At 37.3% G+C, this 13,308-nt stretch carries 7 protein-coding genes; all 7 read right to left on the minus strand.

The features are described 5' to 3' along the window. Positions 1–328: 328 nt before the first annotated feature. The 7 genes from A6E04_RS05785 to prc all read right to left on the minus strand — a co-directional run bounded on the left by A6E04_RS05785 (position 329) and on the right by prc (position 13,301). Positions 329–868: a cell division protein ZapC gene (locus A6E04_RS05785; protein WP_044583251.1), complete on the minus strand. Its 540-nt coding sequence runs from the start codon at positions 866–868 to the stop codon at positions 329–331. Between the two features lie 216 nt (positions 869–1,084). Next, complete coding sequence (pyrD, locus tag A6E04_RS05790; RefSeq protein ID WP_017023225.1) at positions 1,085–2,095, minus strand: quinone-dependent dihydroorotate dehydrogenase; 1,011 nt, start codon at positions 2,093–2,095, stop codon at positions 1,085–1,087. A 271-nt stretch (positions 2,096–2,366) separates the two neighbouring features. Beyond that, entirely contained in the window at positions 2,367–7,199 is a 4,833-nt protein-coding gene (locus tag A6E04_RS05795) for an NAD-glutamate dehydrogenase (RefSeq protein WP_065610435.1), read from the minus strand. A 160-nt stretch (positions 7,200–7,359) separates the two neighbouring features. Then, entirely contained in the window at positions 7,360–7,584 is a 225-nt protein-coding gene (locus A6E04_RS05800) for a DUF2835 domain-containing protein (RefSeq protein WP_017023227.1), read from the minus strand. Between the two features lie 114 nt (positions 7,585–7,698). Further along, on the minus strand, positions 7,699–10,302 hold the full coding sequence (pepN, locus tag A6E04_RS05805; protein WP_023603232.1) for an aminopeptidase N: 2,604 nt from the start codon (positions 10,300–10,302) through the stop codon (positions 7,699–7,701). Positions 10,303–10,442: 140 nt separating this feature from the next. Continuing rightward, entirely contained in the window at positions 10,443–11,108 is a 666-nt protein-coding gene (locus A6E04_RS05810) for a hypothetical protein (RefSeq protein WP_023603231.1), read from the minus strand. A gap of 177 nt (positions 11,109–11,285) precedes the next feature. Next, positions 11,286–13,301: a carboxy terminal-processing peptidase gene (gene prc, locus A6E04_RS05815; RefSeq protein WP_065610437.1), complete on the minus strand. Its 2,016-nt coding sequence runs from the start codon at positions 13,299–13,301 to the stop codon at positions 11,286–11,288. Positions 13,302–13,308 lie beyond the last annotated feature (7 nt).

The following is a 13,308-nucleotide window of genomic DNA, read 5'->3' on the forward strand; positions in this document are numbered from 1 at the left end:
AACACAAGAAATAGGGAAGATAAGTGGTTTAAGTGGACGTTACTATAGTATTCTATCAATAATGATTTGTTGTTTTTTTTATGCTTCTTAGCAGTAGATCTCAGTTTTAAGAGTGCATTCCTCCCTATTTTTCTGATTCTTTTTCAACCAAAAAACGTAAAATAGTGAGAGGTGTGTCTATAACTGAAAATTAGATTAAAACGAACACGCTCTAATTACATTAATTCTGAGACGAATTTTGTAAAAAGAGTCAATATAAGAAGGATGAAATAGTGGAATTAGAAGTATTAAAGGGAGCTTTATCTGGGGATAAAATAACGGAGAGTAACTACCCTACTAGGGCGTAATATGAAGAGTTAACGACTTGCATTTTGGCCATGCGATCATTCATGACTTTAATCGGTTCACAAAAGGCCATGTACTTGGTTGGATTTAATGCAAATGCATCCATATCGACCAACATACACATACTTGCACACTCATAATTTTCTACAATAATGAAATGCCCTTCTCCTAAATCATTTTTCAGAGAAACGATTTCACCTTCTTCTGGGTAATACCCTGCCCCTTGGGTTTCAAAGAACCAACTCTTAGGTAGCATGGGCTTATGGAAGCGTCTGGCGGCAACACAATTGAGTGCTAGCTCAACTTTGCGAGGTTCAGAAAGAGGAAGATAAGAAATGTGTTCAACAAACATCTGATAAGCGGATGCATCATCCACAGAAAATTTACAATCATCAAATGCACTATTGATTAAGACTTTGGGAGATAAATTCACACAAAAAACCATATCCATGCCTAAATCAAGCATAAGAGATTGTGCTTTATTATCGTAATACCAACTCCATGTATCACTGGGTTTAAGCATGTTAGTTCTCTCTTGAAAATATGGGAGTGTTTCCCTACGCCAGCCAATCATCAATGAGTGCTATTTTATGAGTAAAAATAAATCCGTTTTTAAATCATAAAATACGTTGATGCAATTAACTGTTAATTTTACAAGAGGTTAGGAATAAAAAAAGGGGAAATCTTCATCTCCCCTTTAGTGTTAATCATATGTAAGCAACTTTCGAAGCCCTATATTTTAGATATTATTTACAATATCACGGATCAGATTAGGACCTTTATAGATAAAACCTGAATATACCTGTACAAGATCGGCACCCGCAACCATCTTCTCTTTTGCTGCAACATAAGAGTCAACACCACCAACACCAATAATAGGTAAACTGTCACCTAATAATTCTTTTAATTGACGAACGACTTCAGTACTGCGAGTTTGTATAGGACGACCACTTAGTCCCCCCATCTCCTCTGCGTGCTTCATTCCTTCAACCATAGAACGATCTAATGTCGTGTTTGTTGCAATGACACCATCAATCTTATATTTCATTAAAGAATCGGCAATCTGAGATAATTCATTATCATCAAGGTCTGGGGCAATTTTTAATGCGATTGGAACATACTTACCGTATTTTTCAGCTAACTCTTTCTGCTTCTCTTTCAGTTGAGAAAGAAGATCATCAAGTGCTTCACCATATTGAAGCGTTCGAAGTCCTGGAGTATTTGGTGATGAGATATTAATCGCAATATAACCTGCGTATTGATATACCTTCTCCATACAGATTAAGTAATCTTCAGTGCCCTTCTCGATTGGCGTATCTTTATTTTTACCAATATTAATGCCAATCACGCCATCGTATTTTGCTTTCTTTACGTTCTCGACGAGATTATCAACACCTAGGTTATTAAAACCCATGCGATTGATTATACCCTCAGCTTCAATAAGACGGAAAAGACGTGGTTTATCATTGCCCGCTTGAGGACGAGGAGTTACTGTACCCACTTCAATGAATCCAAAACCCATTGCGCCAAATGCTTCAATGCACTCACCGTTTTTATCAAGACCGGCCGCAAGACCGATAGGGTTTTTAAATTGAATGCCCATTACCTCTACAGGTTTAGACGCTAATTTTTGACGATAGAAGATATCAAGAGGTGTGCCATTAAAGCGCTTGAAGTTTTGAATTGCTAAGTCATGTGCTTTTTCAGCATCAAGTTTGAAAATGCCAGCTCTGGCGATGCGATATAACATTGTAACTCCAAAAATAAGTCCCGTGTAAACGGGGAGTCATTATTCACTGATTTAATTAACAATTCAAACTTAATCGCACTTAATTTGTCATTATTTATTGCAAACGTAAAGCCAATAAATCGGTATATAAATAAGTAATCACTTAATTTGATTAAATAGATAGATATATAGGAAAAATTACGGGGTAATAAAAAGCGAAAGTGAATATATACTCACTTTCGCTTAAGTTATGCAAACGTTTGTCTACTGATTATTTAGAGCAATAACCCGGCTAAGAAGCGTTAGACGTACAGCTTAAATTCAATAACATTAACTCTCGTAATGCTACAGAGAATTTAGCAAATTCATGAACTGAACCTACTTTAAATTCATTTAAAATACTGTCCCAACGATCAACTGAAGTACTGTTTTTCTCATACCATTCTTCAATCGCCTGCTCTACTGATTTTCCATCGGTATATTCAGCTAAAACTAACCCAGCCAATTGACGTTGTTGCCAATCTAAATCTTCGCGGAATGACGCTCTTGCAAGGGCTTGCCAATGATTATCAACACCTTGATTATTAATTTGTTTTAAGAACCAATGCAAAGATAATTTATCACCTAATACATAATACAAACGAGCCGCTACAGAAACGGATTGTTTTGCCGCTTCTGCCGATGCAGAAATATCCATTGCTGAGTATAAACTGCTTAAGCGTGCTAATAAATTACCTAGCTCACACGGTACACCCATTTCAAGGTAATGATTGGCTTGTTCAATATGTTCAATAACTTCATCTTTAACTAAATAATTATCTAAGTTGACTTTAATATCATCAACCGCAGGTTTGTACTTAGCTATCAACTCTTGAATTGACATGTTTTGTGAACCATTACGCAGTAACCAACGAGCCACTCGACGAATCGTTCGACGCATAACAAAGAAAGCATCGTATTGTGCCACTGTCGTTGCTGTATTATCTAACTCACGAATTTGTTTGAATAAGTCTCCAAACTCAAAAATAGCGCGGGTTGCAGAATACGCATTAACAATATCAGTGACCGCGTAACCTGTTTCTTCTTGCATTCGAGTAATGAAGTTACACCCCATTTCATTAACCATTTGATTTGCTAAGCAAGTTGCAATGATTTCTGAACGCAGAGGGTGATTGTCCATTTCCGCTCTATAGTTACGTTGTAACTCAGTAGGGAAATAGGTTTTAAGCAAATCAGCATGATAAGGATTATTTGCAATCTCATCACAAGCAAGTTGCTCTTTTAATACCATCTTTCCATAAGCGACCAAAACAGAGAGTTCAGGACGAGTAAGTCCCTGCCCTAATTTCTCTCTTTCTATTAGAGTTTCATCATCTGGGATAAACTCTAATCCACGATCCAATTGACCTTTCTTCTCTAAGTGATGAATAAATCGGATCTGCTCTTTAACTAACGCGGTACCTTGCTGCTCTGTTACTGAGATCGATTCAGATTGGCAATAAGCATCATCAAGAACAATGTCACCAACTTCATCTTCCATTTTTTCAAGTAAGACATTACGTTGCTTATAAGTAAGATCCCCATTCGCAACAAGACCATTCAGCAAGATCTTAATGTTAACTTCGTTATCAGAACAATCAACGCCACCTACATTATCAACAAAATCGGTATTAACACGGCCACCTTTTAGGCCATATTCAATACGACCCAATTGTGTCATTCCTAAGTTACCGCCTTCACCAATCACTTTCGCATTTAGCTCTGCACCATTGATTCTTAACGCATCATTAGCACGGTCACCCACATCGACACTGGTTTCTTTTGTTGCTTTAACATAAGTACCAATACCACCATTCCATAAGAGATCCACATTCATTTTTAAGATCATTTGAATGAGATCGTTTGGTGCTAGAGACTGCTTACGTGTACCTAACATTTTCTGAATTTCAGGAGAGAGATCTATCGACTTTGCACGGCGAGAGAAAAGTCCACCACCTTGAGAAATAAGATCTTTATTGTAATCTTCCCAACTTGAACGTGGCAGTTCAAATAATCGATTACGTTCAGGCCAAGTCATTTCAGCATTCGGGTTTGGATCAATGAAGATATGCATGTGGTTAAATGCGGCTTGTAAACGAATATGTTTAGATAACAACATCCCATTACCAAACACATCCCCCGCCATATCACCGACACCTGCGACAGTAAAATCCGTGGTTTGACAATCAATTCCCATTTCTCGGAAATGACGTTTCACTGATTCCCACGCCCCTTTAGCCGTGATACCCATCGCTTTATGGTCATAACCATTAGAACCACCAGAGGCAAAAGCATCACCCAACCAGAAGTTGTATTCTTCAGAAACTGAGTTTGCTAGATCAGAGAACGTTGCTGTTCCCTTATCAGCAGCAACAACCAAATATGGATCATCATCATCATGGCGAACGACATTTTTCGGAGGAATCACTTCCCCTTCAATGATGTTGTCAGACACATCTAATAATGCGCGAATAAATTGTTTATAACAGCGTTGACCTTCAGCAAAGATATCATCACGAGTCGTGAAATTATGCTGCTTCTTACAAACAAAGCCACCTTTGGCCCCAACAGGAACAATGACCGTATTTTTAACTTGTTGTGCTTTAACCAAACCTAAGACTTCTGTTCGGAAATCTTCTTGGCGATCTGACCAACGTAAACCACCACGAGCGACTTTACCACCACGTAAATGGACACCTTCAATATCAGGCGCATAAACAAAGATCTCAAATGCAGGTACAGGCGCTGGAATTTCAGGAATATTTGATGGTTTTAGTTTTAGAGATAGCCATGGTTTTGATTGGTTGTTCTCACAGACTTGATAATAGTTAGTACGAACAGTAGCAACTATCATGTCTACGTAGCGTCGGATAATACGATCATCATCCAAACTTTCTACTTTATCTAAACTCGCAAAAATCGCATCTAATTGTTTTTGTTGTTTTTTCTCACTCCAACCCATTGTTGGATTAAAACGAAGATCAAACAATGCAACAATTGATACCGCTAAATGAGTATGAGTTGATAATGTGTCTTCAATGTATTGTTGACTGAATGGGAAACCAACTTGACGCATATAACGAGCGTAAGAACGTAAAATAGTCACTTCACGGCCAGATAAACCAGCACCAAGTACTAATCGGTTAAAACCATCACTCTCTAATTCACCACTCCAAATTTTCGCAAATGCGTCTTGGAAACGATCACGAGCCTGACGAAGATCGACTTCGGCAGAACCGTTATGAATCATAGAAAAATCTAAAATCCAATCTACAGAGCCATCACTTTTCTTAACGGTATAAGGTGATTCACCAATCACTCTTAACCCTAAGTTTTCAAGCATAGGCATTACATCGGATAAGTGAATAGGTTCATCACGATGGAACAGTTTAAGTTTAACGTTCGCTGAACCTTTCTTTTCTTCTTGAGGACGATAAAACAACATCCCCAACTTATTTTCATCGCTTAAATTTTCTAAACGTTCAATATCCGCAACCGCAGAACCAGGTAACGTCGCTTCTTTGTATGAACGAGGAAAAGCACGTTGATACTGTTTCGCAATCGCCGTTCCTTTACTTTCGCCAAGGTTTGCTACAATCACATCGCATAAACGATCATCCCACGTTGATGCTGCTTCCATTAGGTTATTCTCAATATCTTTCACATTAATATCGCCGTTATTGTTATCTACACGAACAATGTAATGAGTTCTTGCTAATGCACTTTCCGAAAAGAACGTTGTAAATTCAACTTCTTGATCAGAACCAAAGTAACTCTTTAAGATACGTTGAGTTTGACGGCGTAATTCTGTGTTATAGCGCTCTTTTGTTACATACACCATGCATGAGAAGAAACGACCAAACGGGTCACGACGAACAAATAGACGCAACAAATCACGATCTTGCATCTTAACTACGCCGGTTCCTACTTCAAGCATCTCTTCTTCCGTTGCTTGAAAAAGTTCATCACGAGGATAAGTCTCAAGGATATTGTTTAATGCTTTGTAAGAATGAGAGCCTTTGATGTAATGGCTTGCTTCAAGAATACGTTCGACTTTATTACTAAGTAGAGGAATATTAGAAACACTTTGGTTGTATGCCGTTGAAGTATATAAGCCGGTGAAACGATGCTCACCAATCACTTTGCCTTCTTTGTTCAACCGTTTAATACCAATGTAATCAGTATAAGCGGGACGGTGAATTCGAGACTTAGTATTTGATTTAGTTAAGATGAGTAAATCTGATTTTTTAGCCGCGGCTCGAGCAGACGATGGCATATCCGATAGTTTTGTCGCATGAATACGAGAATCTAAAGAAAATAGTCCTAAGCCAGTCTCTGCTGTTGGTGTTAGTTCGTAATCCCCTTCGATAGCAACTAAATCAAAATTCTTATACCCCATTAAGGTAAAGTTATGATCCTGTAACCACGCTAGAAATTGAATGGATTCATTAACCTGATCTTTTCCAATCGGGGAATGATTAGACTCAAGCTCAACAATAACCTCAGTCAACTTTTCAGACATTGGCTTCCACTCATTCACTACACGGCGAATATCTTCTAATACTAAAAATAACTCCGTCTGAAGTGTTTTTATTTCTGCGGGATCACTAAGATGATCTACCTCAAAATGAAAGAGAGTTTGCTGCATTGTAGAATCATTACTGCAGATCGAAATAATCTCACCATTTTCACGAGTAAAACAGTGTGGACCATGCAGCATAAAGTGACTTGTCATATCAAGACGGGTAAGGGCCATCTTAACTGAGTCAACTAAAAATGGGTTATCTGGTGTGACAATCTCAACGACGGTGTGTGTTGACTGCCAGCCATCTTGACTTAATGTTGGATTAAAAATACGAACCGAAATATCAGATAGATTTACATCCGACAAATGGTTCCAAAGGCTAAGAGTTGCCCCATACATATCTGATTCATTACGTTGTAGTAAATCATCATCATCAATATTGGCAAATAAACGCTGAGCAAGTTGCGTTATTAGTGATTGTTGAGGCATTTCAAGCTTTTCAGCAATTAAAGCGTACACTTTCTCGAGTAGTACGGGAACGATAGGATCACGCGTCGTCATAAAGCGAATGCTCCGTTTCTTATGATTAGAATTATGTATAATAAGTGTAGCAGTTGATACTGCTTATGCGCCTCATATTGTAAGGATAATATGACGGAAACGTTATGACTTTTTTACGTGCTAGAGGGTTTATAGTTAGAAGTGTGATTAAGGTAGAGGTTTATCCTACTTGTTCAAGATTTACAAACCGATTATTTTGGTCCACAGTTAAACGAAAGCGCCCTTTCACTCCTAATTGAGTTAAAAATGCGCGAAAACGCGACGCTGGTAACTGTAACTTTAAACCTTGTTCAGTCATGACTAAAACCGTACTCGCCGTGCCAGAGTAATGACTTAAAAAGGCTTGGTAGCTAACGTTAACTCTAAAATAATAAAACGTATTCATGATCGACGATGTTATCTACTTTGAATTATCAAAAACAAAGTATAAAGAAAAAACAAAAAATGGTCAGCATAAAATACTGACCATTTATCACTTTTATTGAAGTAAGATCTTATTTTACGCTAACGCTTTCATTACCTTCTCAAACAGATCTTTTGCTAAGTTATCAAGATCAGCCAAGCGCTGCAATTGCGCTTTCATCAACGTTTGACGATCACTATCATACTTCTTAAATTTCAATAATGGATCAATCAAACGTGAAGCTACTTGTGGATTACTCACGTTCAGATCAAGTAAAATATCGCCTAAGAATGCATAGCCTTCACCTGATTTAGCATGGAAATTAACAACGTTATTCGCAGCAAAAGAACCAATTAAACTACGAATACGATTCGGGTTTTTCAGACTAAATGCGGAATGATCCATCGTTGCTTTAATTGCTTTCAAGACATCAACACTTGGGTTTGATCCTTGTAGAATAAACCACTTATCCATAACCAAACCATCATGCGACCACTTATCACTAAAGTCATTCATTAAGCTTTGACGAATAGAAAGTTGTGCCGAGTTAGCCGATACCATTGCGGCCATCGTATCAGTCATGTTATCTGCCGACTCATATTGTGCTTTAACTAACGCTTCACCCTGCTCTGTTTTTGCAAGATAGCTTAATGCACAATTGCGTAAAGCACGTTTCCCAATAGCATCATGTGCAACCGAATAACTAACTTGCTTTAAACTATGATAAGTGGCTGAAAATTCATCTTTCAATTCTGTAGCTAATGTTTGTTTAATAAAACTAAGTGCTTTATCAATGGCATCTACATCAACAATATCAAACCAGCCGGTGATTTCATTGTGATTTGGCAAGACGAACATTTCTGCTATAAATGCATGATCTAATTCTGTATTTAATAATACGCCGCGGAAAGCATCAACTACAGCTTCTGGCAGAACAAGTGCCTCATTATTTTGAACAGAAGTAATGTTCGCACGAATGTAGTTTGCAAGTAACATCTGTCCAGCATCCCAACGAGCAAAATCGTTCTTCGCATGAACCATTAAGAAAATTAGTTCTTCATCACTATAAGCGTAATTTAACTTAACGGGTGCAGAAAACTCACGAAGTAACGAAACTACTGGTTTTTCAGATACTTGTTGGAAGGTAAACGTTTGTTCGTCTTCAGTCACATTCAGTATATGACTGACTTCATCATTGTTACAGCGTAACTCAATTACTGAACCATCTTGTGCATACAACTCAATATCTAACGGAATATGTAACGCAAATTTTTCAGTCTGGTCTTCTGTTACTGGCGTATGTTGTTTCACTGTTAACGCATATTCTTGTTTTGTTTCATCGTATTCAGAAGCAACAGACAAAACAGGTGTACCTGATTGACGGTACCAAAGACGGAATTGTGTTAAATCAATTCCTGATGCATTTTCCATCGCTAATACAAAATCTTCGCAGGTTGCAGCCGTACCATCATGACGTTCAAAATAAAGCTTCATTCCTTTTTGGAAATTCAATTCACCTAATAAGGTGTGCATCATACGAATCACTTCACTGCCCTTTTCGTACACCGTTAACGTATAGAAATTATTCATTTCTATCACTTTTTCTGGACGAATTGGGTGAGCCATCGGACTTGCATCTTCAGAGAACTGAGGGCCGCGCATGATACGAACGTTATTAATTCGGTTTACTGATCGAGAACCAAGATCAGAAGAAAATTCTTGATCTCGGAAAACCGTTAAGCCTTCTTTTAAACTCAATTGAAACCAATCTCGGCAAGTAACACGGTTACCTGTCCAGTTATGAAAATATTCATGACCAATTACCGCTTCAATTCCAAGGTAATCGGTATCGGTTGCTGTTTCTTGTTTTGCTAATACAAACTTCGAGTTAAAAACATTTAACCCTTTGTTTTCCATCGCACCCATGTTGAAAAAATCAACGGCTACGATCATATAAATATCGAGATCATACTCAAGATCAAAACGATCTTCGTCCCACTTCATTGAATTAATTAATGATGCCATCGCATGAGGTGTTCGATCTAAATTACCTTGATCAACATAAATTTCTAGAGCAACGTCACGACCCGATTTAGTCTGGTAAGTATCTGTTAATACATCAAAATTACCGGCAACTAACGCAAATAAATACGCTGGTTTTGGAAATGGATCTTGCCAATGCACAAAGTGTTTACCACTATCAAGATCACCATGATTAATTCGATTACCATTACTTAATAAATGTGGGTATGCTTTTTTATCCGCAATAACTTTTGTAGTAAAACGAGCCAAAACATCAGGACGATCTAAATAATAAGTAATACGGCGGAAGCCTTCGGCTTCACATTGAGTACAGAAACCATCGCCTGATTTGTACAAACCTTCAAGTGCTGTATTTTCTTGAGGATTTACTTCAGTGGTGATTTTAAGGTTAAATTCACCACTGACATTATGAATCGTTAATTGAAAATCAGTTAAGGTATAATCCGAATACTCAACACCATTAACTGCTAATGATGTAAGTACCATGCCCTCGCCTTCAAGAAGAAGATCCGTTGATTTTTTTAATTGCTTAACTTGAGACGTTGCTGAAATATGTGTTTTAGTATCATCAAGGTCAAATACTAAATCGATGTCTGAAATTGTGAATTCTGGAGATTGATAGTCGTTGCGAAACTTAGCCTGTAGTTGCTGGCTCATAATATATCCTTATGATTTCTATCACTAATAAATAAAAAGCGAGTGATAGTTACTAATTAACTCAGCTATTTTCTCACAAGATATGGCCAGGTTGTAAATTAAAAGTGGCCTCAGCTCATATTTCTATCCTTATAGGCTCATTATTCTCTTTGCAATAATGCGTACATTCCAAACTGTTCATTTTTCAATTCTAATACATCGTCTTTAATTGTAAATGTTGACTCTTGCTCCCCTTCCTCATAAAGCAAAACTAAATCATCATCTTCAAAATAATAATAACCAACCTGCTGATTTTTTTTACCTGTCGTAGAAACAACATCTAATGAAAAAATAAAATCTGAACGTAACTTCAAATTTAATGCTTTAACATTACTTGCCATAATATCTTCACCAGAAACTAATTTTGAACTCCAAGAACCAATAAAGTTTTCAGGAACAACTTTGAAAAATTCAACACCATTTAAGTAAAGACGGTTATGGCTAACTTGATAATGATAAACTTGTGGTTCTTCTTCATCGCCTTCAAAGCGAATACGTTCTTGAGACAAAGAAAACTCGCCTCTCCACACATCTGCTGAATTTGATTCCATTTCAATCATCTCTATAAAAAAATCATGATTCGAACTCAACGAAATATGAAGAACATCATAATCACTCTCTGCATCTTTTGGTTTAAAGAAATACCAATCACCAAGAAGAAAAGGATTTTCAAAATAGGTAATATTATTATTTTTTAGCTCCACCGTTGCACTTGATGTGAAGGGACTAATAAAAAACAACAGAATTAACAATATTATCGGCTTCATAACTTTCTCCCATTAAATCTACTTTTTATCTTTTATTATTCTCTCTATTAATCCTAGATGAAAAAATGGGTATCTGCTTGAATCTTACGTATAAAAAAACAGAAGCCATAAATAACTTCTGTTTTTAAATAACGATAATGAAAGCGTTCACTTCAAGAATAGCAATATTCTTAAGTATTAACGTTCCATTGTTGCCAAATCAATGGTAATTGATACTGCTTCGTCTAAATAAGCATCTGGTACTTCGTAATCTTTTGGTATGTCATCAATAGATTTAAACGCTTCTTTTTCAAGATGTTTTTGTCTTTGATTTACACGCTCTAAACGACGAACATCAGCATCATCACTTTCTTTCTCACGCACTTTCTTATTTAGTGAAATCGAAGTAATGGCTTTTTCTGCTTTATAACGAGCAATATCTTCTTGAATGAAACCAAACTCTTCATCTGATTTAATTCGTTCAACATGCTTTTGTGCCAATGGAGCAATCGTGTTCGCAATCTGATTTGTTTGCTTATACTCGGCTGCTTTAATGCTATCCCAAGGAAGTGCATTATCCTCAACACTTTCGCCAGTATCTTTAGCATCAATCGCGGTTGGGAATGCAATATCAGGAACAACGCCTAGATTTTGCGTACTACCACCATTGATTCGATAGAATTTTTGAATTGTGTATTGAACATGACCTAGCGGCTTATCAAATAAATCATAAATATGATTCAATGAACGATGCTGTTGTACTGTTCCTTTACCAAATGAATTTTCACCTAAAATTACAGCACGGCCATAATCTTGCATTGCTGCAGCAAAAATTTCAGAAGCAGAAGCACTATAGCGATTTACTAATACAGTCATCGGACCGGTATAAGCAATTTCACCATCAGTATCAGCATTTACATTAACACGTCCATAACTATCACGAACTTGAACTACAGGACCTGATGTAATAAATAAGCCAGATAATGCAGTTGCTTCCGTTAATGCACCACCACCATTGTTACGTAAATCGACAACAATACCGGTAATGTTTTTTTCTTTTAATTCAGCAATTTGTTTTTTAGTGTCTTCAGCTAAGCCAACATAGAAACTTGGTACTTCTAATACACCAATTTTCTTGCCGTCTTGCTCAATCACCTCAGACTTAACTGCTCTATCTTCTAAACGAATCTTATCTCGAACAATTGTGACAACGTGACTTTTTGAATCTTTACCTTCTGGCAAGATATCAAGATACACTTTTGTTCCTTTAGGGCCTTTTATTAATTGAACAACGTCATCTAAACGCCAACCAATCACATCAACAGATTTTTCACCTTCTTGAGCAACACCAATAATTCGGTCACCTTCTGAAAGTTGTTTACTGTTTTGTGCAGGACCACCAGCCACGAGAGATCGAATAACAGTATAGTCATCGGTCGCTTGCAATACTGCACCAATACCTTCTAATGAAAGATTCATTTCAGATTGGAATTGTTCAGCATTTCGTGGGGATAAATAGCTAGTATGAGGATCAACTTCACGAGCAAATGCATTAATGTAAAGTTGGAACGCATCTTCGTTGTGACTTTGAGTCAAACGCTTTAACGCATTATTATAACGCTTGCCCAACATCTTTTGGATTTCAGGCCAATCTTTTCCTGTCATAGACAAGTTAAGCGCATCATATTTAACACGTTTACGCCAAAGTTCATTTAACTCAGCGTCATCTTTTGGCCATGCCGCGTCAGAGCGATCTAACTCAAAAGATTCATCAACAGTATAATCAAACTCTTTATCTAATAAAGACAATGCATAAACGTAACGCTCAAAACGACGTTTGAGTGATAAGTTATAAATATCAAAGGCGGCCTGAGTATCACCCACTTTTAATTGATCATCAAATTTGGTTGATAATGGAGCGAAAGAGGTAAGATCCGCTTGAGTAAACACGTTTCGATTATAATCGAGCATGTCTAAATATCGCTCATAAATGGCAACTGAGAAGTCATCATTCAATGAGAAATGCTTATAATGAGAACGTGTAAAACGAGAAGTAACGCGCTTACTTGCTGTCGCGTGCTGAGTTTCAGCCGCTAATACAGGTAAGTCCGTTTCTGAATACTTGGCTTCAAGAACCTTAGCTTCAAGTGCGTGTGCAGACGCTGCTAGCATTACGCCAGCAGCAATCAGCGAGACTCTAAATCGACAATTCATGCGTCGG

The organism is Aliivibrio logei (genome assembly GCF_001691055.1).
Classification (GTDB): Bacteria; Pseudomonadota; Gammaproteobacteria; order Enterobacterales; family Vibrionaceae; genus Aliivibrio; species Aliivibrio salmonicida.